The organism is Faecalibacterium sp. BCRC 81149, assembly GCF_022750605.1.
GTDB classification, from domain to species: Bacteria; Bacillota; Clostridia; order Oscillospirales; family Ruminococcaceae; genus Faecalibacterium; species Faecalibacterium duncaniae.
In genome coordinates this window covers 388,864-414,332 of the sequence record NZ_QXJA01000001.1, presented here as the reverse complement: position 1 = coordinate 414,332, position 25,469 = coordinate 388,864, and the positions used below count along the sequence as shown (strand labels likewise).

The 25,469-nt window shown below is 60.0% G+C and carries 21 protein-coding genes and 1 pseudogene; 16 read left to right on the top strand and 6 right to left on the bottom strand.

Annotation, left to right across the window (positions count from 1 at the left end):
- Positions 1 to 5: 5 nt before the first annotated feature.
- Positions 6 to 671 carry a Crp/Fnr family transcriptional regulator gene (locus tag D3F01_RS01955; RefSeq protein ID WP_186850595.1) on the bottom strand — a complete coding sequence of 222 codons (666 nt, stop codon included), beginning with the start codon at positions 669 to 671 and terminating at the stop codon, positions 6 to 8.
- 99 nt (positions 672 to 770) lie between these two features.
- On the opposite strand from D3F01_RS01955, the gene D3F01_RS01950 reads away from it, so the two are divergent.
- Positions 771 to 1,490 (top strand): 4Fe-4S binding protein, encoded by a 720-nt coding sequence (locus tag D3F01_RS01950; protein ID WP_242885739.1) that lies wholly within the window; start codon positions 771 to 773, stop codon positions 1,488 to 1,490.
- A gap of 40 nt (positions 1,491 to 1,530) precedes the next feature.
- Here D3F01_RS01950 and D3F01_RS01945 read toward each other — a convergent pair whose 3' ends face one another.
- Positions 1,531 to 2,487, bottom strand: coding sequence for a pyruvate kinase (locus D3F01_RS01945; protein WP_242885737.1), 957 nt, complete (start codon positions 2,485 to 2,487; stop codon positions 1,531 to 1,533).
- A 95-nt stretch (positions 2,488 to 2,582) separates the two neighbouring features.
- On the opposite strand from D3F01_RS01945, the pseudogene D3F01_RS01940 reads away from it, so the two are divergent.
- From D3F01_RS01940 to D3F01_RS01885, 12 genes and pseudogenes are all read left to right on the top strand, one after another.
- Positions 2,583 to 2,795 (top strand): annotated as a pseudogene (locus tag D3F01_RS01940) (Hsp20 family protein); the annotation flags it as partial.
- Between the two features lie 171 nt (positions 2,796 to 2,966).
- Positions 2,967 to 3,164 carry a DUF6019 family protein gene (locus D3F01_RS01935; RefSeq protein WP_117503832.1) on the top strand — a complete coding sequence of 66 codons (198 nt, stop codon included), beginning with the start codon at positions 2,967 to 2,969 and terminating at the stop codon, positions 3,162 to 3,164.
- 264 nt (positions 3,165 to 3,428) lie between these two features.
- A complete protein-coding gene (locus tag D3F01_RS01930) occupies positions 3,429 to 4,241 on the top strand; it encodes a M15 family metallopeptidase (protein WP_242885733.1) in 813 nt (270 codons plus the stop codon).
- A gap of 18 nt (positions 4,242 to 4,259) precedes the next feature.
- A complete protein-coding gene (locus D3F01_RS01925) occupies positions 4,260 to 5,543 on the top strand; it encodes an insulinase family protein (RefSeq protein WP_117503836.1) in 1,284 nt (427 codons plus the stop codon).
- The gene (locus D3F01_RS01920; RefSeq protein ID WP_242885731.1) at positions 5,536 to 6,855 is read left to right on the top strand and encodes a pitrilysin family protein; all 1,320 of its coding nucleotides are present in this window, start codon (positions 5,536 to 5,538) and stop codon (positions 6,853 to 6,855) included. The genes D3F01_RS01925 and D3F01_RS01920 overlap by 8 nt, the downstream gene beginning before the upstream one ends.
- Positions 6,852 to 7,892: a prolipoprotein diacylglyceryl transferase gene (lgt, locus tag D3F01_RS01915; RefSeq protein ID WP_242885729.1), complete on the top strand. Its 1,041-nt coding sequence runs from the start codon at positions 6,852 to 6,854 to the stop codon at positions 7,890 to 7,892. Before D3F01_RS01920 ends, lgt begins: the two co-directional genes overlap by 4 nt.
- A gap of 106 nt (positions 7,893 to 7,998) precedes the next feature.
- Entirely contained in the window at positions 7,999 to 8,256 is a 258-nt protein-coding gene (locus tag D3F01_RS01910) for a type II toxin-antitoxin system prevent-host-death family antitoxin (protein ID WP_242885727.1), read from the top strand.
- A complete protein-coding gene (locus D3F01_RS01905) occupies positions 8,246 to 8,578 on the top strand; it encodes a type II toxin-antitoxin system RelE/ParE family toxin (RefSeq protein ID WP_242885725.1) in 333 nt (110 codons plus the stop codon). Before D3F01_RS01910 ends, D3F01_RS01905 begins: the two co-directional genes overlap by 11 nt.
- Positions 8,579 to 8,739: 161 nt before the next feature.
- A complete protein-coding gene (rplU, locus tag D3F01_RS01900) occupies positions 8,740 to 9,051 on the top strand; it encodes a 50S ribosomal protein L21 (protein ID WP_035394408.1) in 312 nt (103 codons plus the stop codon).
- Between the two features lie 14 nt (positions 9,052 to 9,065).
- A complete protein-coding gene (gene rpmA / locus D3F01_RS01895; protein WP_005923362.1) occupies positions 9,066 to 9,317 on the top strand; it encodes a 50S ribosomal protein L27 in 252 nt (83 codons plus the stop codon).
- A 96-nt stretch (positions 9,318 to 9,413) separates the two neighbouring features.
- Entirely contained in the window at positions 9,414 to 10,697 is a 1,284-nt protein-coding gene (gene obgE, locus D3F01_RS01890; RefSeq protein WP_117533039.1) for a GTPase ObgE, read from the top strand.
- A 173-nt stretch (positions 10,698 to 10,870) separates the two neighbouring features.
- The gene (locus D3F01_RS01885) at positions 10,871 to 11,275 is read left to right on the top strand and encodes a ribonuclease III domain-containing protein (protein WP_242885724.1); all 405 of its coding nucleotides are present in this window, start codon (positions 10,871 to 10,873) and stop codon (positions 11,273 to 11,275) included.
- Between the two features lie 70 nt (positions 11,276 to 11,345).
- Here D3F01_RS01885 and D3F01_RS01880 read toward each other — a convergent pair whose 3' ends face one another.
- Positions 11,346 to 11,501 carry a hypothetical protein gene (locus tag D3F01_RS01880; protein ID WP_005933941.1) on the bottom strand — a complete coding sequence of 52 codons (156 nt, stop codon included), beginning with the start codon at positions 11,499 to 11,501 and terminating at the stop codon, positions 11,346 to 11,348.
- 89 nt (positions 11,502 to 11,590) lie between these two features.
- On the opposite strand from D3F01_RS01880, the gene D3F01_RS01875 reads away from it, so the two are divergent.
- The 3 genes from D3F01_RS01875 (at position 11,591) to D3F01_RS01865 (ending at position 15,935) form a co-directional block, all read left to right on the top strand.
- The gene (locus D3F01_RS01875) at positions 11,591 to 13,135 is read left to right on the top strand and encodes an RsmB/NOP family class I SAM-dependent RNA methyltransferase (RefSeq protein WP_242885723.1); all 1,545 of its coding nucleotides are present in this window, start codon (positions 11,591 to 11,593) and stop codon (positions 13,133 to 13,135) included.
- A 178-nt stretch (positions 13,136 to 13,313) separates the two neighbouring features.
- On the top strand, positions 13,314 to 14,051 hold the full coding sequence (locus D3F01_RS01870) for a YebC/PmpR family DNA-binding transcriptional regulator (protein WP_227610832.1): 738 nt from the start codon (positions 13,314 to 13,316) through the stop codon (positions 14,049 to 14,051).
- A gap of 159 nt (positions 14,052 to 14,210) precedes the next feature.
- Entirely contained in the window at positions 14,211 to 15,935 is a 1,725-nt protein-coding gene (locus tag D3F01_RS01865; protein WP_242885722.1) for a PASTA domain-containing protein, read from the top strand.
- Between the two features lie 153 nt (positions 15,936 to 16,088).
- Here the strand turns inward: D3F01_RS01865 and D3F01_RS01860 are convergent, their stop codons facing one another.
- The 3 genes from D3F01_RS01860 to D3F01_RS01850 all read right to left on the bottom strand — a co-directional run bounded on the left by D3F01_RS01860 (position 16,089) and on the right by D3F01_RS01850 (position 25,274).
- On the bottom strand, positions 16,089 to 17,567 hold the full coding sequence (locus D3F01_RS01860) for a glutamate synthase subunit beta (protein ID WP_242885721.1): 1,479 nt from the start codon (positions 17,565 to 17,567) through the stop codon (positions 16,089 to 16,091).
- A gap of 13 nt (positions 17,568 to 17,580) precedes the next feature.
- Complete coding sequence (gene gltB / locus D3F01_RS01855) at positions 17,581 to 22,116, bottom strand: glutamate synthase large subunit (RefSeq protein WP_242885720.1); 4,536 nt, start codon at positions 22,114 to 22,116, stop codon at positions 17,581 to 17,583.
- Positions 22,117 to 22,445: 329 nt separating this feature from the next.
- Positions 22,446 to 25,274 (bottom strand): DUF5979 domain-containing protein, encoded by a 2,829-nt coding sequence (locus D3F01_RS01850; RefSeq protein WP_242885719.1) that lies wholly within the window; start codon positions 25,272 to 25,274, stop codon positions 22,446 to 22,448.
- Between the last annotated feature and the right edge of the window lie 195 nt (positions 25,275 to 25,469).

The following is a 25,469-nucleotide window of genomic DNA, read 5'->3' as shown; positions in this document are numbered from 1 at the left end:
AGCGGTCAACGGGTCAACAGCTCAAAATGGTTCCGTTTGGTGACCAGCAGCCCTTCCCTTTGCAGCTTGGAAAGCTCCACCGACATGGCGGCACGCTCCACGCAGAGAAAATCCGCCAGCTGCTGACGGTCAAAGGGAATGTCAAAGGAAAGGGAGGACTGCCGGATGGATTCGGCAGACAGGTAGGACAGCAGTTTTTCCCGGGTGGTTCGCTTGCTGACATGGGTGATCTTATCGTTAAAAAGCAGTATTTTGTTTGCCAGAACGCTGACCAGATTGCGGATGAGTTTCTGGTGATGGTCGCAGGCGGTGGGGCAGGAGGTGAGCAGCCGCTTGACGTTCAGCAGCAGAATTTCGCAATCCTCCTCTGCCACCACGCTGATGTTCAGGATGGCACCGGGGGTGGCGGCGTAAGGCTCCCCGAAAAAATCTCCGGTATTGCACTTGGACAGGATGTTGCGGTGTCCCCAAAGATCCTCCTGGATCACAAGGGTAGAGCCGGACAGTACCAGCCCCATGACCTCCGTGGAATCTCCGGCACGGAAAATGTAGGAGCCCCGGGGCCGGGTGATCTTCGACGCACTGACGCAGTGCAGGATGGACAGAATCTCATCGTCGGTAAGCCCGGTAAAAAAGGGGCAGTTCCGCAGAACAGGCAGATATTTTTGCATAAAAGCCCTCCTTGTTGGAATTCAAACATACAAGCTGCCTTTAGTATACTATAATAAGGATGCAAATGCAAAAAACACCCACAACAGGAGAGTATAGATATGATTCGGAAGATCATCCATATTGACGAAGAAAAATGCAACGGCTGCGGCTTGTGCGCAACCGCCTGCCATGAAGGTGCCATTGATATCATCAACGGCAAGGCAAAGCTGGTGCGGGAGAATTTCTGCGATGGCTTTGGCGACTGCCTGCCGGGCTGCCCCACCGGAGCCATTACCTTTGAAGAGCGGGAAGCCCCTGCCTACGACGAGGCGGCGGTGCAGGAGAACAAAAAGAAAAAGGAGCTGCAGGAGAAGATGAAGCACCTCCACGAGGGCGGCTGCCCCGGCTCCCGGATGCGGATGCTGGAACAGCCGGAGGCTGCCGAAAGCGCAGCTTCTGTCCCCGTGCAGCCAGTTTCCCGCCTGCGCAACTGGCCGGTGCAGATCAAGCTGGCACCCATCCATGCGCCCTACTTTGATGGCGCAAAGCTGCTGATTGCAGCGGACTGCACGGCCTATGCCTACGCCAATTTCCATCAGGAGTTTATGCGCGGCAAGGTGACCCTCATCGGCTGCCCGAAGCTGGACGCTGTGGATTACAGCGAAAAGCTCACCGAGATCCTGCGCAGCAACGACATCCAGAGCGTGACCATCCTCCGCATGGAGGTGCCCTGCTGCGGCGGCCTGGAGATGGCAGCGAAAAAGGCACTTCAAGCCAGCGGAAAGTTCATTCCGTGGCAGGTGGTCACCATTTCCATTGACGGAAAAATTCTGGACTAAATGCGGCAACACAAATCGACCGAGTGTCTTTGACTTTGGGTTATTCCAAGGCGGTGCGGGCAGTGCGCACAAGATACTCCATGGCCTCCACCGGGTACTGCCCGGCGGCGGTCTCCCCGGTGAGCATCACGCTGGAAGCGCCGTCTGCTACGGCGTTGTAGATGTCGCTGACCTCGGCGCGGGTGGGGACCGCCCGGCTGCACATACTGTCCAGCATCTGGGTCACCACCATAAAGGGCACCCCGGCAGACCGGCAGACTGCCGAAAGCTGTTTCTGGCACCGGGGCAGCTCCCACAGGGGCATGGCGTTGCCAAGGTCACCGCGGGCAATGACTACTTCATCCACAAGGGGTAGGAACTCCGGCAGGGCCTGTACCCCCGCAAGGCTCTCGATCTTGGCAAAAATGCGGATTTGCCCGGCCCCGGCCTGTTCCAGCGCCCGGCGCAGGGTGCGGATGTCCTCAGCCCCCCGCACGAAGGGCAGCATCACCCCGGTAACGCCGCAGGCTCCCGCCAGCTGCAGGTTTTGCAGGTCCTCCTCCGTCAACGTGGGGGAGGCCACCGTCAGCCCCGGTGTCGCAAGGCTTTTGCGGCTTTGCAGGGTGCCGCCCCGTACCACAGTACACTGCAGGGCAGCGCCATCGGCTTCGGCCACCTGCACAAGGAGCCTGCCGTCGTCCAGCAGGAGGTTCTGGCCCGGCCGGGCTGCATGCACCAGCGCCGCCGGGCAGGGGACACCCCCTTGCCCCAGCCGGAGGCTTTGGCCTGGTTCCAGCACAAGGGGCTGGGGCAGCGTGCCAATGCGCAGCTCCGGCCCCTGCAGGTCGATGAGCAGCTGGGGGATGCCCACGGCGTGGATGATATCCAGCCAGTCTTTGTGGGCCGAAAGGGGCCCGTGGGAAAGGTTCATGCGGATGCCCGTCATGCCAGCTTCCACCATGCGTTGCAAGGTCTCCAGCTGGGCACAGGCGGGGCCGATGGTACCATAAAATTCCAAAAAATCACCCGGTTTCGTTTTTTCCTATTGTAACACGGAACGGGGCCGTTGAAAAGTGCCAAACCGGGCGGCAACGAAAAAAAGGCGTGGCAGCCCGCAGCCACAGCAATGACGAAAAGGATAAGAATGGTCGCTATCTGCGGCGCGAGACCTTCTCCGGCACCTGTGCACGCAGTTTCTACGTGGGCGATGTGAAGAAGGAAGACATCCACGCAAAGTTCGAGGATGGTGTCCTGCACGTCGAGCTGCCTGCTCCTCAGCAGACGAAGGCTTTGCCTGAGAACCCGAACCTGATCGAGATCGAGTAAAACGCCGGTCGTGTGCGCCAAGTCACACACGCACATAAAGTGGCCCCGGAGAGCTGCAACAAGCCCTCCGGGGCCATTTTTTGTTTCCTGGTATCTTTTCCGCAGAGAGAAATTATGGTATACTGAGAACGACAACTCGGAATTTATGAAATCGGAGGCATTGATATTATTATGTGGAATGAACTAGGAATCAGCGGTGGAACCGCAATCGTTGTTTTAATTGCGCTGTATTTTGTTATCAAGTGGGCAGTGAAAAATGGTATTAAAGAAGCATACAGTGCTATCACCGGAAAGAAAACTGATGAAGACATCAAAAACGAGAAAGAACTGAAAGAGCTTGGAGCAGATCTGAAGATCAAGCTGTCCTGAACGAGTCCTCTGCCACGGTAGCCGGTCACCCTCTCCATTGACGGGAAAATTCTGAATGGAGGAAAGCGCTTTAACGCGGGATTTTTTATAAACCCCAAAGGGAGTTCTGTTCGGACGTTCGTCCGTAACGGAACTCCCTTTTTTGAAAGACACAATTTTTTAACATCCCTTTCCGTTTACACCCCGGCGAAAGAAGTGTATAATAAAATAATGTAATTGTGCGGCTGTGCATTGCGAAATGATGTGAGAAGGGAACCGATATCGATGAACCAAAACAAGCAAGCGCCCCGGCGGCGGATGACCCGGCGGGAGTGGAGAATCCGGCGCTGCCTGCGTCTGGCACGGAACTGGGCCGTGTTTCTGGCGGCCTGCGGCGCGGCTGTTGCCCTGATGACCAGCGGCATTTTATGGCTGCTGCCCAAGGCCCACGCCCTGATCGCGGGGCCGGAGGACTTTGTGGCCAGAAATTACGATGGCACCGAATACCAGCTGAACCTTGCCGATGCCCGGCTGGTGCTGGTGAACGGGAATCTGCCGCTGGACGCAGAGCCTGCCCCGGCCCTTGCGGTGGCGGATGATGCCACAGGCCAGCAGCTGGAAGCGGAAGCCGCAGAGCAGTACCGCGCCATGGCGGCAGCTGCAGCGGCAGACGGCATCACGCTGGAACTGGTGACGGGTTATCAGGATGTTTCCGCACGGGAAGCGGCCTTTGATGCCCGGAAGCAGGTGTATCTGGAAAAGGGGCTTTCCGAAGAGGAGGCTGCGGCCTATGCCGCCTGCGTCTGCCCTCCGGCCAATGCCAGCGAGCAGGCCACCGGCTATGCGGCGGACATTCTCAGCCCGGACTGCACCGAAAAGACCACCCGCTTTGCCGATACCCGCGCCTACGAGTGGCTGACCGCCTACGCTGCGGAGTATGGTTTTATCCTCCGCTGGCCGGAGGAGCGGCAGGCCGCCACCGGCATGGTATACGAGCCCTGGCACTGGCGCTATGTGGGGGTGGAAAATGCCCTCGCCATCCGCGCGTCCGGACTCTCGCTGGAGGAGTTCCTTGCGCTGGAGCGCACAAAGCTGTAACAAAAAGGAGAACGACTGTTGAGACGAACCGAGATCGCGCCCGGGGTCCATCTTTCCTGGGACCCGGCGCAGAAATTCAACCGCTGCCGGATCAGCATCCACTTTGCGTTTCCGGCACGGCGGGAGACGGCAACCGCTCACGCTCTGCTGCCTCTGTTGATGGAGCGGGGCTATGCGGATTGCCCGGATATGACCCAGATGACCAAAAAGCTTGCCCGGCTGTACGGCGCGGACCTGACCGTGGATGCCCGCCCGCTGGGTGCAAACCACAACCTCTGCGTCAGTGTGACCGGCATCAAGGACCGCTTTGCACTGGAGGGCGAGGCCCTGACCCGGGAGTATGCCGCGCTGGCGCTGGGCACAGCGTTCCATCCCTATTTTGTGGGCGGTGTGTTTGACCCGGAGGCGGTCACCATCGAAAAGCAGATGCTGAAAAAGGCGCTGGAGGATGAGATCAACGAAAAGCGCATCTACTGCCAGCGGCAGGCCAACCGGGAGTTCTTTGGGAGCAGCCCCGCCGGCATCCGGCAGGAGGGCTATCTGGACGAGGTGGACGGCCTGACCCCGGAGACGCTGACAGAGGCTTATCGTGAGATGCTCCGCACCGCCAGCATCGAGCTGCTGGTGCTGGGCTGCGGGGAAGCGGAGACCGAGCAGGTGAAGCAAGCCCTGCTGGAAGAGCTTTCCCACATCGGGCGGGCCCCGCTGCCATTGTGCGAGAACCTTGCCATGCCCCGGCAGGATGCCGTGCGCAGGGTGGAATGCTTTGACACGGTGCAGGCCAAGCTCTGCATGCTGTTCACGCTGGGCGTGCCCATGCGCCCCGACCAGATGGCGGCGGTGCGGCTTGCCATGGCGCTGTATGGCGGCAGTGTGACCAGCCGCCTGTTCCTGAACGTGCGGGAACGGGATCATTTGTGCTATTACTGCTCCTCCAGCTTCCAGAGCTTTACCGGGAGCATGGCCGTGAACAGCGGCGTGGAGCACGCCGACGCAGCCCGGGCCGAAAAAGCGATCCTGAAGGAGCTGGATGACCTGCGCAGCGGCCCCATCACGGCTGAGGAGCTTGAGGACTGCCGCCGCTCCCTGCTGAGCGGGATGGCGGGCATTGAGGATACGCTGGGCGGCATTGAGACCTGGTATTACATGGAGGTGCTGCGGGGCGGCCCGGTGCAGACCCCGGACGATGCCCGCGCGGCCCTGCAGGCTGTGACCGAGGAGGATGTCCGCACCGTCCTGCGGCAGCTGACCCTTTCAGTCAGCTATCTTCTGACCCGAGAGGAGGAGAGCGCCCATGCCTGAACAGAACACGAACCGTGCCCTGACCGAGGCCGCCGCCGATGAGTGGAAGGTGCTGCCCTCGGGCCTGACGGTGCTGGTGCGGCCCATGCCGGGCTATTCCGGCACTCATGTCATCTATGCCACCCGCTTTGGCTCCATCGACCGGGATTTCCGGGTGGGCGGCAGGGAAGTGCACCTGCCCGCCGGTGTGGCGCATTTTCTGGAACACAAGATGTTTGAGGATGAGGACGGCGATGCCTTTGCAAAGTTCGCCAAGACCGGTGCCAACGCCAATGCCTTTACCAGCTTTGACCGCACCTGCTACCTGTTTACCGCCACCGAGCAGCTGGACGAAAGCCTGGATGTGCTGCTGGGCATGGTGGGCCGTCCCTACTTTACTGAGCAGACCATCGCCAAGGAGCAGGGCATCATCGGGCAGGAGATCAAAATGTACGATGACAGCGCTGACTGGCGGCTCATCACCGGCCTGTGTGAGTGCCTGTATCACAGCCACCCCATCCGCAGCGACATTGCGGGCACGGTGGAAAGCATTGCGGAGATCACGCCGGAGATGCTGTACGACTGCTGCAAGGCGTTCTATGCCCCCAACAACATGGTGCTGGCCGCCGCAGGCAGCACCAGCATGGAACAGATCCTGGCGGCCTGTGCGCGCCACGGCCTGATGGAAGCGCGCCCGGTGGAGCGGGTGCAGCGGCTCTGGACAGAGGAACCCATGACGCTGGCCGCCGCTGAAAAGACCATCACGATGCCGGTGTCCAAGCCCTGCTTCGGCATCGGCTTCAAGGAGCAGCCGCTGCAGCATGACGACCTGCGCAGCGAGATCCTGTATGATCTCATCCTCTGCTGCATCTCGGGCGGTATGTCGAGGCTCTACCGGAAGCTCTATGATGAGGGCCTGACCAACCCCGGCTTTGGCGGGGAGGTGCTCCGGGTGGACGGTTGCTGCTGCATCCTGTTCACCGGCGAGAGCGATGTGCCCGACACTGTGAAGCAGCTGCTGCTGGAGGAGATCCGGCGCATCCGTGCTGAGGGCGTGGACCGGGAGATCTTTACCCTGTGCAAGAATGAAAAATACGGCCAGCTGATCGAAAATCTGGAGAACGTGGAGGACTCGGCCAGCCAGATGGCAGATTTTGCCCTCAGCGGCCAGACCGTGGCCCAGCAGATCGCCACGCTGGCGGCGCTGACGGCAGAGGATGCCGACGCAGCGCTGCAGAAGATCCTGAGCGAAGAGCGGATGGCTGTGATGTACATCCAGCCCGACGGCACGGCCGGGGAAGAGCTGGACGATGAGGAGGAGATGGAAGAATGACGAATCTGGTGCAGTTTCCGGGGCTGGGGCTGAGCTTTGAGCTTGACCGCGTGGCCTTTTCCATCGGAGGCATGAACATTTACTGGTACGGTGTCTGCATTGCCGTGGGCATGTGCCTGGCGCTGGTGTTCGCCTTCCGGCACAGTGTGGAGTTTGGTGTGGATGCCGATGCCATGGTGGATGTCATCCTCATCGGTGTGGTCATGGGTATCCTGTGTGCCCGGCTCTACTATGTGGCCCTTTCGCCCTATCAGTACCACAGCCTGAAAGATGTGCTTGCCATCCGGGATGGCGGTCTTGCCATTTACGGCGGCATCATCGGGGCCTTTCTGTTCGGAGGGCTGGCCTGCAGGTGGCGGAAAGTCCCCATGCTGCCCATGTTCGATCTGGCGGCCATGGGCTTCCTCATCGGGCAGGGCTGCGGCCGCTGGGGCAACTTCTTCAATCAGGAGGCCTTTGGCTGCAACACCACCCTGCCCTGGGGCATGTACAGCCAGGCGACCCACGATTACCTGACGAGCAGCGTGGTCACGGTGCCCAAAGGCGTGACCATCGACCCGAACCTGCCGGTGCATCCCACCTTCTTATATGAGAGCATCTGGTGCTTTGTGGGCCTGTTTCTGCTGGTGCGCTACATCAAAAAGCGTAGGTTTGCAGGGGATATCGCCCTGCGGTACCTCATCTGGTACGGCGCAGGCCGTTTCTGGATCGAAGCCCTCCGCACCGACAGCCTGCTGCTGGTGCCCAGCATCGGCCTGCGGGTATCCCAGCTGGTGGCGGGCATTGCCGTGGTGGGCGGTGTGATCGCTGAGATCCTTCTGACAAAAAAGTTCAGGGACAAGCCCCTGATGGTAGAGCTGCCCCTGAACAGCGAGAACCGGGCACGGATGAAAAAGCTGGACGGCCCCACTGCCTTTGCGGGGACGGACGCTGCTCTGCCGGCCTCTGCATCCCGCGCGGAGTTCGTTGAGAAAACGGCAGCGTGGAATGAGGCCGTGAAGGCGGAGCTGGACAAACAGAACAAAGAGCAGAAATAAGAACCAAAGCCATAGTGCAGAGAAGAAAAACTTCTCTTGCACTGTGGCTCTTTTTGATGTACAATAAAGACACAGAAAAAGCCGCAGGAATCACAGGAGGTACTATATGCAGATCGTTCCAATGCGTGAATTGAAGAATACCGTGGAGATCGAGCGCCGCTGCGCCGAGGAAAACGGCCCGGTGTTTGTGACAAAAAATGGTTACGGCCGTCTTGTGGTGATGGATATTGATTACTACGAGCGGATCATGAAGGAAATGGAAGAACTGAAACTGGTAATGGAAGGGCTGAAAGATGACGAAGAAGGCCGTATAGTAGATGGTCCGACCGCAATGGCTGAATTGAGGAGAAAGTATGCAGTCTGATTATGGCTATGAATTGACAGACCGTGCAGAAAAAGATATTGACGAAATTGCAGGGTATATCCGGGATGAGCTGAGCAACGCCAGCGCAGCCATGAATTTTCTGAATGATGTGGAACAATGCATCCGGAGATTGTGTGACTTTCCATCCAGCGGGAGCCGTATTTTTGTGGAATATCTGCCGGGAAAGAACGTCCGAAGAAAAGTAATTGGAAATTATCTTCTTTACTATCATGTCCTGCAAGAGAAGAAAAAGGTTCGCATACTTCGGGTCGTTAATGGATCACGCAATCAGATATCGGTAGTCCACGGATTGAACAGTTGACACCTGAAATTTCAAAAAACTTTGAAATAATGTCCGAAAAGCCCTTGCAAAGCGGACTTTTTTCTGCTATAATATTCTAGCCGCATGGTGTGGGCACCGGAAACGGCCCCGTGAGGGCCTGCCTTTACGACCAGCGAGTACAACGAAAAGGAATGAAACAAATGTACGCAATCATTGTTACCGGCGGTAAGCAGTACCGCGTGGAGCAGGGCGACATCGTCTACATCGAAAAGCTGGACGTTGAGGCCGACTCCGAAGTGAAGTTTGATCAGGTTCTCGCTATTGGCGAGGAGGGTTCTGTCAAGGTTGGCGCTCCCGTTGTTGAGGGCGCTTCCGTTTCTGCCAAGGTCATCAAGAATGGCAAGGGCAAGAAGCTGAACATCATCACCTATCGCGCAAAGAAGCACAGTGCTCGCCGCATGGGCCATCGTCAGCCCTACACCAAGGTTGAGATCACTGCGATCAACGGCTAAGGAGGTAAATTACAATGGCACATAAAAAGGGCGTAGGCAGCACCAAGAACGGCCGCGATTCCGCAGCACAGCGTCTGGGCACCAAGCGTGCAGACGGTCAGTTCGTTCTGGCCGGCAACATCCTGGTTCGTCAGCGTGGCACCCACATTATGCCGGGTGAGAACGTTGGCAAGGGCAGCGATGACACCCTGTTTGCTCTGGTTGACGGCACTGTCCGTTTTGAGCGCGTGGGCAAGAGCGGCAAGAAGTGCAGCGTGAAGCAGTAACTTCTGCCTGAAAAACTGCAACCCGAAGAGCCGGACCCTCGTGGCCCGGCTCTTTTTAGGTAACAAAAAAGCCTTTTTGAGAATAGGAGGGGCTGTATGGCAGCACAAACCAATTTTATCGATATCGCCACCATCTGGCTCCATGCGGGCAAGGGCGGCGATGGCGCAGTGAGCTTCCATCGTGAGAAGTTCGTGGCCGCTGGCGGCCCGGACGGCGGTGATGGCGGCCGCGGCGGTGACATCATCTTTGTGGCGGACGATCATCTTTCCACCCTGATGGACTTCCGCTACAAGCGCAAGTACACTGCCCCCGAGGGCGGCAAGGGCGGCGCAAGCCTCTGCCACGGCAAGAATGCCGAAAACCTCATCATCAAGGTGCCGCTGGGCACCGTGATCAAGGACGCGGAGAGCGGGCTGGTCATTGCGGACCTGTCCGACCACACCCCCGTCACCATCGCAAAGGGCGGCCGCGGCGGCTACGGCAACGCGCATTTTGCAACGCCTACCCGCCAGATCCCCAAGTTTGCCAAGCCCGGTATGCCCGGCGAGGACATCCAGGTGACGCTGGAGCTGAAGCTGATCGCTGATGTGGGCCTGATCGGCTTCCCCAATGTGGGTAAGTCCACCCTCATCTCTACCATCAGCGCGGCCAAGCCCAAGATCGCGAACTATCACTTCACCACGCTGGTGCCCACCCTGGGTGTCGTGTCGGTGGGTGAGGGTGCAAGCTTTGTCTGCGCCGATATCCCCGGCCTGATCGAGGGTGCCAGCGAGGGCATTGGTCTGGGCCACGACTTCCTGCGCCATGTGGAGCGCTGCCGCCTGCTGCTGCATGTGGTGGATGTCTCCGGCAGCGAGTGCCGTGAGCCGGTGGAGGACTTTGAAAAGATCAACGAGGAGCTGGCAAAGTTCAGCCCCGAGCTGGCACAGCGCCCCCAGATCGTGGTGGGCAACAAGTGCGACCTGGCCACCGAGGAGCAGATCGAGAGCTTCCGCAGCTATGTGGAGGGCAAGGGCCTGACCTTTGTGCCCATCTCTGCCGCCACCATGCAGGGCGTGCGGGAGCTGCCGGGTCTGGTCTACAACCGCCTGAAGGATATCCCGCCGGTGCCTGTGTTCACCCCCGAGTACAAGAAGCCCGAGCCCAAGGCCAACGACCGTGCTTATACCATCCAGCGGATGGAGGCCCATGTGTGGAGCATCGACGCGCCCTGGCTGGAGTATATCCTGGCCGGCAGCAATGTGGATGACTACGAGAGCCTGCAGTATTTCCAGCGTCAGCTGGATGAGAGCGGCATCCTGACCGAACTGGTGGAAAAGGGCGTGCAGGAGAACGACACCATCCTCATTGGTGAGTATCAGTTTGATTATATCTTCTAAGAGGTTAACTGGCTCGCCCTCTCAGGCCGCTTCGCGTCCAGCTCCCCCAAAGGGGGAGCCCTTGGCAAAAACAAGCTGTTTTGCGTGGATTGCCAAAGCCTCGCCCTTCGGGAGAGGTGGCAGTGCGAAGCACTGACGGAGAGGGTGAGGGCGCTGACAAAAGGGATTTTCTTATGAACGAATCGGAAACCATCGACCCCCGTGAGCTGAACCCGCTGGCGCTGGCCTTTGTGGGAGACAGCGTGCTGGAACTGCTGGTGCGCACCCGTCTGGCACGGCACCACCGGATGTCGGCAGGCAAGCTCAATGTGGAAAAGGTCAAGTATGTCTCGGCCCGGGCACAGTTCCGGGAGGAGCAGCTGCTGGAGCCGCTCTTCACAGAGGAGGAGCTGTCCGTGTTCAAGCGGGGCCGCAACGCCAGCAAGGCCAGTGTGGCCAAGCACGCTTCCCCTGAGGAATACCGCGCTTCCACCGGCTTTGAGTGTCTGCTGGGCTGGCTTTACCTCACTGGGCAGATGGCCCGTGTGGAAGAGCTGTTCGATGCCCTGTGGCAGCAGTTTGACCCGAACCAGAAATAAAACGCGAAAGCCCGCTGCTTTCCGCACTGGAAAACAGTGCAGGGAAGGCAGCGGGCTTTCTTATGCGGCGTTACTTCTTGTTCTTGGCACCCTCGTCGTCAGCACCCTTGGTATACTGGTTGGGGTGCTTGTGCTCGTTGGTGGTCTGATTGGTGGTGCGGTTCTGGCTCTGGTTCTTGCAGTTGTTCGTGCGGTTTTCGGTGCGATTCTCGCTGTGGTCCTTCATGGTTCGTTACTCCTTTCGTGAGGGGGATTTCCCTCACAGCCTTAGTTTTGCCGCGAACGGCGGCTTTATTCATGGGAGGATAAGCTTTCATGCCTACGGAATATTTTGAGCGCCGGGAGCGCGCTCTGCTGGGCGACCGGTTCGATGCTCTCTATGCCGCCCCGCAGGAGACTGCTGCCCGGGGTGTGACGGTCTCGGCCCTGCGTGCTGCGCCGGAGCAGTTTGCCGCGCAGGCAGATTTTCCGGTGGAGCCCTCGCCCTTCTGCAAGGCGGGCTTTGTGGTGCAGGACCCCGCCTTCAAGCCCGGGCGGCACCCCTACCACCATGCGGGCGTGTTCTACTCGCAGGAGCCTTCCGCTTCCAGTGCCGCGCCCCTGCTGGGGGTCCGGCCCGGGATGCGGGTGCTGGATACCTGCGCGGCCCCCGGCGGCAAGAGCAGCCAGCTGGCGGCGGCGCTGGGCGGGCAGGGGCTGCTGGTGAGCAACGAGTTCGTTGCTGCCCGCGCCGAGGTGCTCCGGAGCAATCTGGAGCGGATGGGCGTGCCCAACGCTGTGGTGCTGAACGAGGACACCGGCCGCATTGCCGCCGCTCTGCCGGAGTTTTTTGACCGTGTTCTCGTGGATGCACCCTGCTCCGGCGAGGGGATGTTCCGCAAGGAGGCCGTGGCTGTGACCCAGCATTGTGAAGCGCTGGTGAAGCAGTGCGCCGCACTGGGGGCACAGATCCTGGACAACGCGGCGGCCTGCCTGGCCCCCGGCGGCGAGATGATCTACTCCACCTGCACCTTTGCCCCGGAAGAGGACGAGGGACAGGTGGCGGCGTTTTTGCAGCGCCACCCGGAGTTCACACTGGCCGATGTGTTCGGCAATGTGGATTACAGCTTTGGCAGCCCGGGTGAGGCAAACCGCACCGGCGGCCTGCCGCTGGATGTGAGCAAAGTGCGCCGAATCTGGCCCTGTCAGGGCGGCGAGGGGCATTTTATTGCCCGGCTGGTCAAGGCAGGTACGCCGCGGACGCTGCCTGCCTCCGGAACCTATACAGCAGAGGAAGAACTCTGGCTGGCTGCTGCCGCAGAACAGAGCAAAAAGCAGAAGGGAAGCAAGGGCGGCAAGTCTGCCAAGGCCCCGGATGCCCGCAGCGCCCGCCGGGAGAGCAGCCGTGCCCTGCGGGAGGCGGTGCAGGGCCGCAGCGCCCGCAGCCGGGATGCCGGGGCAGGGGAGGCTACCCCGGCCCAGAGCCTTGCTGCATGGCAGGAGTTTGCCCGGCAGTATTTCCCGGCGCTGGCGGACCGCCCTGCCGTGGTGCATGGCGGCAGCGTTCTGCTGCCCGTGCCCTTCCCGCAGACGGGACTGCATGTCCTGCGGGCGGGGGTGTTCGTGGGCAGCGTGCAGAAGGGCCGCTTCGTGCCGGAGCACCACCTGTTCACGGCGTTCGGCGCACTCTGCACCAACCGCGAAGCACTGACCCTTGCCGACCCGCGGGTAACGGAGTACCTTTCCGGCCGTGAGATCGCTGCGGACACTGCCGCCGATGGCTGGTGCTGCGTGACCGTGGACGGCTGCCCCATGGGCGGCGGCAAGGTGTCGGGCGGACGAGTCAAAAACCATTACCCCAAGGCCCTGCGGCTGCTGTAAACTGGCCTGAAAAGCCGGTTTTCCAACACGAACAGGCGAAAAACACGCCCGGAGCCCTTGAATGGGATTCGTGATTGTGCTACAATAATAGAGTTAGATTTTGTGTGCTGCCACAAGCGGGCGACCACAGCCCGTCTGCCCGCAGGCGGAGATTTCGATAAAACTTTAGGAGGTTCCCATGTCTGGACATAGCAAATGGAACAACATTAAGCGCAAGAAGGAAAAGACCGATGGCGCAAGAGCCAAGGTCTTTACCAAGATCGGCCGCGAGATCAGCGTTGCCGTCCGTGACGGCGGCCCCAACCCGGCTTCCAACAGCAAGCTGGCAGACCTGATCGCCAAGGCAAAGCGCATGAGCGTGCCCAACGATAACATCCAGCGCATCATCAAGAAGGCTGAGGGCGGCGACAAGACCGAGTTCGAGGCCATCACCTACGAGGGCTACGGCCCCGGCGGTGTTGCTGTCATGGTCGAGACCCTGACCGACAACCGCAACCGTACCGCTGCCGACCTGCGCCACTACTTCGACAAGAACGGCGGCAACCTGGGCGCTATGGGCTGTGTGGCCTTCCTGTTCAGCCAGAAGGGTGTCATTGACATCTCTCTGGAGGATAAGGATGCCGACGAGGCCATGATGGACGCTCTGGATGCCGGTGCCGAGGACTTTGATGCAGGCGAAGAGGCTGCTGAGATCACCACCGATCCCGAGAACTACTCCGCAGTGGTCAAGGCCATGGAAGAGAAGGGCTACGAGATCCTGAGCGACGACCTGGCCATGGTCCCCATGACCACCACCCGCCTGACCGACCCCGATCAGCTCAAGGCAATGGGCAAGCTGCTGGACTCTCTGGAGGACAACGACGATGTCCAGAACGTCTGGCACAGCCTGGAGAACGAAGAGGACCTGCCGGAATAAGGTGTATCTGCGTCCGCTGACTCTGTAATAGAAAATCAAAGCGCTGCTCCCTGTGAAAAAAACTCAGAGGGCGGCGCTTTTTTGCTTTGCGGATTGCGCGGCGGGGGTAAATATGGTACAATGATTTGAAACAGACCACGATGAAACGAGGTGGCGCACATGGAAGCAAAACGCATCTGCCCGTACTGCATGGGAGAACTGGAAAGCCGGGTGTCGGTGTGCCCCCATTGCGGCGGGGTACTGGCCGGGCGCAACCCGGCGGGCAGCCTGCCGGTGGGCACGCTGCTGGCCGGGCGGTATACCGTGGGCGAGATGCAGAGCATCGACGGCGAGGGCATCCTGTACCGGGGCGTGGAAAACACCGGGCGGTTCCGGGTGACCATCAAGGAGTATATGCCCCTGACGCTGTCGGCGGAGCGGGGCACGGACGCGCTGCTCCGGCCCAAGCTGGGCAGCGAGGTGCTGTTCAAGACCACCCGGATGGACTTTGCCGATCTCTACCGCTCCATCCAGCGCATCACCCCCGCAAACGGTCTGGAGGCTGTGCTGGACGTGTTCGAGGAGAACAACACCGTCTACGCCGTGATGGAGAATCCCGGCGGCATCCCGCTGCAGCAGTGGCTGGATGAGCGTCCCAGCCCTGTTTCGGCCGAGACGGCCCGCAATATGCTGCAGCCTGTGTTTGACGGCGTGGCGGCCATGCATCAGGTGGGGCTGGTGCACCGTGGCATCTGCCCGGAGAACATCCGGGTGCTGGAAAACGGCCGGGCACGCCTGACGGGTTACGCTACCGTGGGTCTGCGCACGGCGGGCAGCGGCCTGCACGAGCAGCTGTATGAGGGCTACTCGGCACCGGAACAGTATTCCACCACCGAATTTGAGGGACGCTACACCGATGAATACAGCCTTGCCGCCGTGGTCTACCGTATGGTCTGCGGGCAGAGCCCTGTTCCTGCGGCACAGCGGCTGGTGTCGGACTCCAACCCCCGCGCCCGCACGCTGGAACGGGCGGTGCCGGAGTATGTTTCGGATGTGCTTTGGATGGGCCTGCAGCTCAGGCCTGCCGAGCGCATCCAGACCGTGCCCCAGCTATTCCGGGCACTGAGCAGTCAGGAGTATACCACGGAGCTTACCCAGACCCTGCAGCAGGCCGCGCCGCGCCCTCAGTCCACCGAGGAAGAGGAGCAGAAAAAGCATATCCTCAGCCTGCGCAACCTGCTGGCGGCCATCCTGATCCTGCTGGCCATCCTGACGCTGCTCATCGTGTGGGGGCTGGTGAATCAGGGGCTGCACACCGCAAAGCCTGCGGAATCCACCCCGGTCTCCGAACCGGCCAGTTCGCTGGTGACAGAGCCGGTGAATCTGGCCCCGGATTTTGTAGGGATGGACTACGATTCGCAGGTGCGCAACAACCACAGCTATGCCGGGGATTACCTGTTCTATGTGACCATGGAATACAGTGATACTGTGGAAAAGGGCAAGATCATCCGTCAGACCCCCGAAGCCGGAGAGGTCATCGAAAAGGGCAGCACCATCGATCTGGTGGTCAGCCGCGGCCCGCAGATGGTGGAGATGCCCAACGTGGCAGGCTTTACCCGGGACGGCGCGGAGCAGCAGCTGGCGCAGGTGGGGCTGAATGCGAGCTTCTATCCCATTTATAACGATGGTTCCTATGTTTCGGGCTGTGTGGCCTATTGCAGCGAGGAGCCCGGTGCCATGGTGGAGGTCGGCTCGACCATCATCGTCTATATGGCGGCAGAGGTCGAGGCCGAGGTGCCCGCCACCCCGCCCGAGACCACAACTCCTTCCGCCGGTGCCACACCGTCTGCCGGGCAGACGGAGCCGCCGACCGGTGGGGCCGGCACCGAATACGATACGGATTGACGCAAAGCGGCCTGCCGGAGAGGGCAGGCCGCTTTTTTGATGCAGGTCGATAGTTACAGGAAAAGCCAGAGCGGAAGCCCCATGGAGGAAGCTTCCGCTCTGGCTTGTTTAGGATAGGAAAGAGAATGGTTCAGTAATGGCCGGGATGCGGGCTTACAGGTTGGTGTAGCCCATGAGGTAGCGGTCTACCTCGGCGGCGCAGTCGCGGCCCTCGCGCAGGCCCCAGACCACAAGGCTCTGGCCCCGGCGCATATCGCCGCAGGCAAACACCTTGTCCACGTTGGTGCGGAAGTGGTCGGTGTCCACGCAGCCGCGGCCGGTCAGGCTGACACCGAAGGCATCGGCCACATAGCTCTCACAGCCCACAAAACCGGCGGCAATGAAGGCCAGCTCGCAGTTGTAGGTGAACTCCTCGCCGGTGGGCACCATGCTGGTGCGGCCGGTCTCGGGGTCACGCTCGGGCTTGAGGTAGGAGATGACGGCAGCGGTCAGGTTGCCTGCATCGTCCTTGAGGAATTCTTTGACTGTGGTCTGGTAGACACGGGGGTCCTTGCCGAACTTGGCCATGCACTCGGTCTGGCCGTAGTCCACCTTGAGCACCCGGGGCCACTCGGGCCAGGGGTTGCTGGTGGCACGCTCCCTGGGGGGCTGCGGCATCATTTCCAGAGCCACCAGATCAGTGCAGCCCTGCCGCAGGGCCGTGCCCTGACAGTCGTTGCCGGTGTCGCCGCCGCCGATGACCAGAACGTTCTTGCCCTTGGCATCAATGGCCCTGCCGTCGGCAAATTTGCTGTCCAGCAGGCTCTTTGTCACGCTGGTGAGGTAATCCACGGCAAAGTGCACGCCGTTGGCATCCCGGCCCGGAACGTTCAGGTCGCGGGCCTTTTTGGCACCGCAGCAGAGCACCACGGCATCGTAGCTGTTCAGGATGCTCTCGGCATCCACGGCACCGCCCACATCCATGCTGGTGCGGAACTCCACGCCCTCGGCCTGCATGATCCTGATGCGGCGCTCGATGACGGCTTTGTCCAGCTTCATGTTGGGGATGCCGTACATCAACAGGCCGCCCACGCGGTCGGCGCGCTCAAACACGGTGACGGCGTGGCCCCGGATGTTCAGGTACTCGGCCACCGAAAGACCGGCCGGGCCGCTGCCGATGATGGCCACGCTCTTGCCGGTGCGGGCCGGGGGAGGGGCGGCGTGGAGCCAGCCTTTGGCGTAGCCCGTTTCCACGATGGCGTGCTCGTTCTCGCGCACGGTCACGCTGCTGCCGGTCACATCACCACAGGTGCAGGCGGCCTCGCACAGGGCGGGGCAGACCCGGCTGGTGAACTCCGGGAAGCGGTTGGTGGCGCGCAGACGGTGGAGCGCCAGCTCCCACTTGCCCTGATAGACCAGGTCGTTCCACTCGGGGATCAGGTTGTTCAGCGGGCAGCCCGATGCCATGCCGCCGATCATCATGCCGGCCTGGCAGAAGGGCACGCCGCAGTCCATGCAGCGGGCGGCCTGGGTCTGCTGCTCCTCGCGGGAGAGCCAGACGTGAAACTCGTTGAAATTTTCAATGCGCTCCAGCGGCGGGACATCCGTGCTGGTCTTGCGCGTGTAATCCATAAATCCAGTGATCTTGCCCATGATCCAGCCCTCCTTACTTCTTCTTCTGCACAGCGTAGAATGCTTCGATCTGTGCCTGTTCGCCGTCCAGGCCGCGCTCCTCCATGGAAGCGATGACCCGGAGCATCCGGTCGTAATCGTAGGGGAGGACTTTCTTGAACTTGGGCAGATACTCGCTGAAGTTGTCCAGGATCTCCTTGCCGCGGGGGGAGCCGGTGGCTTCCACATGCTCGCGGATGAGCTCCTTCAGGGCGGCAACATCGTACTTGTGCTCCACAGGCTCCAGGCTCACGGTCTCCTTGTTGACCCGCTGGTAGAAATCCCAGTTCTCGTCCAGAACGTAGGCCACGCCGCCGGTCATGCCGGCCGCGAAGTTCTTGCCGGTCTGGCCCAGGACCACGACAGTGCCGCCGGTCATATACTCACAGCCGTGGTCGCCCACGCCCTCGACAACGGCGGTCGCGCCGCTGTTGCGGACGCAGAAGCGCTCACCGGCCACGCCGGAGACGAAGGCCTTGCCGCTGGTGGCACCGTAAAGGGCTACATTGCCGGTGATGATGTTTTCCTCAGGCTTATAGCCGATGCCCTCGGGCGGGCGGACGATGATCTTGCCGCCGGACAGGCCCTTGCCCATGTAGTCGTTGCAGTCGCCGGTCAGGCTGAGGGTCAGGCCCTTGGGGATGAACGCGCCAAAGCTCTGGCCGCCTGCGCCGATGCACTCGGCGGTGTAGACATCGTCGGGCAGGGAGCTGCCGTACTTGCGGGTGATCTCGCTGCCAAAGATGGCACCCAGGGCACGGTCGGTGTTGGAGACCTCCAGCCGGACGCTCTGGGGTGCCTTGCTGCCCAGCTTGAACTTCTTCATCAGCACCTTCATGTCGAGGGTGTTCTCAAGGTGGAAGTCATAGGTATCGGCGGGCACAAAGTGGACGTTGCTGTTTGCAATGGCCGGGTTGTGCAGGATGCAGTCCAGATTCATCTTGGCGGCACGGCTGCCGGCAGCGCTGGGCTTGACATGGAGCAGGTCGGTGCGGCCCACCAGCTCGTCGATGGTGCGCACGCCCAGCTTGGCCATGTACTCCCGCAGCTCCTGCGCCACAAAGGTCAGGTAGTTGATGATATACTCGGGCTTGCCCTTGAACCGCTTGCGCAGCTCGGGGTTCTGGGTGCAGATGCCCATGGGGCAGGTGTCCAGGTTGCAGACACGCATCATCACGCAGCCTTCGCACATCAGCAGGGAGGTGCCGAAGCCGAACTCCTCAGCGCCCAGCATACAGCTGATAGCAACATCGCGGCCGGAGAGCAGCTTGGAATCGCTCTCAATGCGGACGCGGCTGCGCAGGCCATTCAGGATCAGGGTCTGGTGGGTCTCGGCGATGCCCAGCTCCCAGGGCAGGCCCGCATTCTTGATGGAGGTGCGGGGGGCTGCACCGGTGCCGCCGTCGTAACCGGAGACAAGGATGACCTGCGCGCCGCCCTTGGCAACACCGGCAGCAATGGTGCCGACACCGGCCTCGCTGACCAGCTTCACGTTGATGTTGGCGTGGCGGTTGGCGTTCTTCAGGTCATAGATCAGCTCGGCCAGATCCTCGATGGAGTAGATGTCGTGGTGGGGCGGGGGAGAGATCAGGCCCACGCCGGTGGTGCTGTGGCGGGTCTTGGCGATCCAGGGGTAGACCTTGGCACCGGGCAGGTTGCCGCCCTCGCCGGGCTTTGCGCCCTGTGCCAGTTTGATCTGGATCTCTTCGGCGGAGACCAGATACTTGCTGGTCACGCCGAAGCGGGCCGAGGCTACCTGCTTGATCTTGGAGTTGCTCTCGCTCTGGTAGCGCTCCTCGGGCTCGCCGCCCTCGCCGGTGTTGCTCCGGCCGCCCAGACGATTCAGGGCGATGGCGATGGTCTCGTGGGCCTCGCTGCTCAGGGCACCGTAGCTCATGGCAGCGGCCTTGAACCGCTTGACGATGGAGCTGACAGACTCCACCTCCTCAAGGGGGATGCCGCCGTTGGGGTCATAGCTGAAGTCCAGCAGGCTGCGCAGGTGCATGCCCTCGGCACCCATGTTGTCCACGGTGCGGGTGAAGTCCTTGAAGGCCTTGTAGTCGCCCGTGAAGCAGGCTTTCTGGAACAGATGGATGGTCTGCGGGGTGAAGAGGTGCTCTTCCTTGCCGCTGCGGAACTTGTGGGCACCGCCGTCGGCCAGCTCCATGTTGATATCCAGACCCAGCGGGTCAAAGGCGGCGTTGTGGGCAGCTTCCACGTCCGCCTGAATGTCCTCCAGACCGATGCCGCCCACACGGCTGACCGTGCCGGTGAAGTACTTGTCGATGACATCCTTGGAGATGCCGACCGCCTCAAAGATCTGGCTGCTCTGGTAGCTCTGGATGGTGGAGATGCCCATTTTGGAGGCGATCTTCACGATGCCGTTCAGCACAGCCTTGTTGTAGTCATCCACGGCGGCGTAGTAATCCTTGTCCAGCAGACCCTCGTCGATGAGCTGGGCAATGGTGTCGTGGGCCAGATAGGGATTGACGGCGCAGGCACCGTAGCCCAGCAGGGTGGCAAAGTGGTGCACCTCGTGGGGCTCGGCGCTCTCAAGGATGAGGGCCATGGCCGTGCTCTTCTTGGTGCGGATGAGGTACTGGGACACGGCAGAAACGGCCAGCAGGCTGGGGATGGAAACATGGTACTCGTCAATGTCGCGGTCAGAGAGGATGATGATGTTGGCACCGTCCTTGTAGGCGCGGTCCACCTCCAAGAATACGCGGTCGATGGCCTTTTCCAGGCTGGTGTTCTTATAGTAATTGATGGACACCGTGGCGGTCTTGAAACCGGGCACGTTCATGTGCTTGATCTTGAGCAGATCCGTGCTGGTCAGGATGGGGTTCTGCACCTTGAGCACCTTGCAGTTCTCGGGCTTGTCCTCCAGCAGGTTGCCGTGGGCACCCACATAGACGCTGGTGGAGGTGACCACCTTCTCACGGATGGCATCGATGGGCGGGTTGGTGACCTGTGCGAACCGCTGCTTGAAGTAGTTGAACAGCGGGGGGTGCTGGTCACTCAGGACAGCCAGCGGGGTGTCTGTGCCCATAGCCCCGGAAGGCTCGGCACCGGCCCGGGCCATGGGCAGGATCAGCTCCTTGATCTCCTCGTATTTGTAGCCAAAGACCTTCTGCAGGCGGGTCAGCTCCTCGCCGGTGTAGCTGGGGACCTTGATGTTGGGGATCTTCAGGTCCTTCAGCCGGACCAGATTCCGGTCGATCCACTCGCCGTAGGGCTCGCGGCTGGCGTAGTATTCCTTCAGCTTCTCGTCATCCACGACCTCGCCCTTGACGGTATCCACCAGCAGCATCTTGCCGGGGCGCAGGCGGTCTTTCATCAGGATATTGTCCGGGGCGCAGGGCAGCACGCCCACTTCAGAGGACAGGATCATCCGGCCGTCCTTGGTGATATAGTAGCGGCTGGGGCGCAGACCGTTGCGGTCCAGCACCGCGCCCACCACATCGCCGTCGGAGAAGAGGATGGCGGCGGGGCCGTCCCAGGGCTCCAGCATGGTGGCGTAATACTGGTAGAAATCGCGCTTTTTCTGGCTGATGTTCTTGTTGTTCTCCCAGGGCTCGGGGATGGTGATCATCACCGCCAGAGGCAGGTCCATGCCGTTCATCACCATGAACTCCAGCGCGTTGTCCAGCATGGCGGAGTCCGAGCCGGAGGTGTTGATGATGGGCAGGATCTTGTTCATGTCGTCCTGCAGGATGGGGCTCTCGATGCTCTCCTCACGGGCCAGCATGGCATCGGTGTTGCCCTTGATGGTGTTGATCTCGCCGTTGTGCAGGATGAACCGGTTGGGGTGGGCACGCATCCAGCTGGGGTTGGTGTTGGTAGAAAAGCGGCTGTGCACCATGCCGATGGCGGATTCGTAGTCCTCGTCCTGCAGGTCAAGGTAGAACAGGCGCAGATCGTGCACCAGGAACATGCCCTTGTAGACGATGGTGCGGCTGGACAGGCTGGGCACATAGGTGCCGTTGCTGGCCTGCTCGAACACTCGGCGGATGATGTAGAGCCTGCGGTCAAAATCAATGCCCCTGCTCACACGGGCAGGCTTTTTGATGAAGCACTGCCAGATGGAGGGCATACAGTCCCGGGCCTTCTGGCCCACGGCATCGGGGTCTACCGGCACCCTGCGCCATGCCAGAAACTCAAGCCCCTCCTTGCGGGTGACCAGCTCAAACAGCTTCATGGCCTGTGCCCGCAGGTGCTCGTTCTGGGGGAAGAAGAACATGCCGACACCGTATTCCCGCTCGTTGCCCAGGCTGATGTTCAGCTCATCGGCCACCTTGGAGAAGAACTTGTGGCTGATCTGCAGCATGATGCCCACGCCGTCGCCGGTCTTGCCCTCGGCATCCTTGCCGGCGCGGTGCTCCAGCCGTTCCACGATGCTCAGGGCATCGCTGACCGTTTGATGGCTCTTGCGGCCCTTGATGTCCACCACAGCGCCGATGCCGCAGGCATCGTGCTCGAACTGAGGGTCATACAGGCCAAGAGGCGTGGCGTTTTCCGTAAATTGATCCATTGCCTTTCCCATCCTTATCTCTCAAAATATCCTCTGGGCCGCGGCACATTCCGCAGCCGATCTTGCACAGAAAACAAAAAAGCGCCCCAGAAGGGTATAGAATACCCTTCTGGAACGCCTTTGTTCCGATGATTCTATTATAGCGGATGGTGAGAGATGTTCAAGTGACAGCTGCGCCAAACTTGATGCCCTGAAGTCCGGTCATCTTGTGCGGTTTGATGGAATGATGAACGCATTTCATCAAAACCTTGAAAAAACCGCCGCATCCGGCTGCCGGTCTGGGGCAGGGGATGCGGCGGTTTGCGTATGATTGCGGGGCGTTTCTGTCCTTAGTGCTTTGCGGCGCGCTGTTTGCGGTCGAAGAACCACCCGCATACCAACAGACCGATGCCAAAGATCAGAAGCACGGCAGCCAGCCAATCGGTGGTACCGGTCTGGATCAGGGTCACGGTCGTGGTGTTCTGCGTGGGCGTTTCCTCCGGCTGGGCCAACGACGCGGACGTGTCAGTCTGAGCCGGTTCCTCCGCAGGCAGCTCGCCGGGGGCCTCTGTTTCCTCTGTTTCCTCGGTTTCCTCGGGGATCTCGGGCTCCTCAGGCTCCTCAGGCTCCTGGGGAATCTCCGGCCCCTCAGGCTCCTCGGGGATCTCGGGGGTCTCCGGGTCTACGGGAACGACCGGAACATAGGGGTCGTCCGGGCTGTTCTTCAGGTTGGTAAAGACGACCTTGGCGGTGTCGTTCTGGGGCACAACGCCGGTCTCTGCAGGGTTGAGATTCAGCAGGGTCCAGCCGTCCTGAGCGGTTTCGGTGATGGTATAGCCGATGCCTGCGGGCAGGTTCGAGAGCGTGATGCTCTCGCCGCCTTTCAGGGTGAAAGATGCCTTGCCGTTTTTGAATGGGACACCGCACCATTTGTCGTCGATCGTGGTGATGGTATCATCGTCCAGCGTGAGCTCAAAGGTGAACGCGGTGTCATAGTCGCTCGGCAGCAGTTCCCCGAGCGTCTCTTTGCAGACGGTCAGGCTGCCGATGCTGCCGTGTGCGGCCTTGAGGGACAGGGGGCCGGTGTAAGAAGTGACGGGTGCGACGAGAACCATGTGCAGATCCGCTTCGTCCCCATGGGCGTTCCAGCGGGTGGTTTCAGAGTCGTCGTACCAGCCGGTAATGAAATCATAGCAGTCCGGTTCGCCGTCCAGCGCCCAGCCTTTGCCGGTATCGCCAAAGGTGATGGTGGCACCGTCTGCGTTGTAGATGTCGTCACCAGAAAGCCTTGCGTGATTGTTGTACAGCTCTACATCGTCCGAGAGGATTGCGGTGCCCAAGTTCTGGATACCACCGCCTTGGGCAGTGAAGTCGACAGCGCCTTCCGGATAAAACGTGAACGTAATTTTATAGAGTGCGTTGTTGCGTTGTACGATACCAGCACCCAAATTCAAAGTCGCTTTTGGACCGTTGGCAATACCGCTACCGGTGTTTTCTTCTACCTTAAGGGTTGCGCCGCTTTCCACAGTCAGATTTGCACGGGCATAATTAAAAATGCCGAACAAAGTATTCTGACATACCGAGACATCTGCAGTGCTGGTAATGATAAGCTTGTCACCAGCGTCATTGGTGATACCACACACTTTGTTAGAGTCCGCAATAACAGTGCCTTCGATTTTTAGCTTATAGGCGTTGTGGACACCAGAGTATCCGTTGCCGCAGGCGGTGACTGTTGCACCGTGTTTAATCACTACGTCACCGAGCCAATTGCCATCGGTGAAGACGTACAGACCGATGTAAGCGTTGTTATTGCAGTTAAGTTTCGCACCGCTTCGGATCACGCCGCCGTCACCAATAAGAAGACCGGCAATGCCGTTGTTATTGTTGGCGTTCAGAACGGAAGAACTGTCCATGTCCAGCTCGTCAACAAAAGAACCACGTGTTCCAAATTCTATGCCGCCTTTTCCGCCATTGTTGTTTGCATCCAAGGTGGAGTTTTCCATTTTCAGCTTGCCATAGTAGCAGCCGAGGCCGCCCTTGCCATTGTTGTTCAGGGTGACGTGGGAATTGGTCAGATTAAGGTTGACCGGATTTATGGTCATGCCATTCCAACCGGAATCCGTGACTGTCAGAGTAGAGGAACTGACCCGGACTTCATGAATCTCGTCTTCGCTGTAAGTGTCTGTGTCCGCATAGATACCACTGCAACTATCGGCAGAAAAGCCATCAATCACAGCATTTGTATTGTCTTCGAAATACAAATCACTGCCATTATACAGACAAATGCCACTGCCATAGAGTATGTCTGGTGTCAACGTGAATTCAACATGGCTCAAACGGAGCTTGGAGGAATAAATCAGGTTGGCCGTTGCGCCTGCGCCAGAGGGGTTTGTGTGCGCATTGATTATCAGCGTGAGATCCTTGAACGTGATGTCACTGCCATTCGTTGCGTACATGCCCAGCTCCTTCAGCGTCAGCGTATGGGTGCCGCCGCCGGAAATGGTCAGGTCCTTCTTCGTATCGAAGCTAAGACCTGTATCCAGCTCAATGTCCTTCAGCAGGTCGATCTGGTCGCCAGGTATCGCCATGCTGATCGCCTCGTCCAGTGTAGAGTAGGGCGTATCGCCGATCTTGCACACAGGCGGGGTTGTGGTGCTGTCGTCGTCGTCCGCAGGGTCATCGCCACCCGATTCCTCGTCAGGAGTTTTGGGGGTGAGATTCACTGTGGGCCGGTCATCCGCTGCTGCTTTATCGCGGTCCGCATCCGCAAGGTCATCGCCACCCGATTCCTCGTCAGGAGTTTTGGGGGTGGGATTCCCTGCGGGCAGGTCATCCGTTGCTTCATCGCGGTCCGCATCCGCAGGGTCATCGCCACCCGATTCCTCGTCAGGAGTTTTGGGGGTGAGATTCACTGTGGGCCGGTCATCCGCTGCTTCTTCATCGTTGTCCGCATCCGCAAGGCTTTTCTCCGAGCCCGTCTCCGAAAGGTCGGGAACAGGAGGTTCCTGTTCCTGCGAATCATCAAGGGAGTAGGGGACGGTGGAAAGGTCACTCCAACCCAAAAGGGTGCCGTCCGAATCCGTGATGGTGGGGTCGGGGCTCAGTGCAAGTACACTCAGCGGCAGAACACGAAGCGGCAATCCGATGGTAAGTATCACTACGAACCATCTTTTTTTCATGGTTTTTTTCCTCCTCTTTCTGAAATGTAGTGCATTTTGTACACTGACAATATAGTAGCATCGGATGTTCGGAAATACAAGAGGTTCAAACGAATTTGAAACCGAAAGATCCAAATTTTTGAAACGGTGGGGAACCGCGCCGGAGTTTCTCCGGAAAATGATTCCTGCACAGGAGTGAAAGCTTGTCCATGCGCC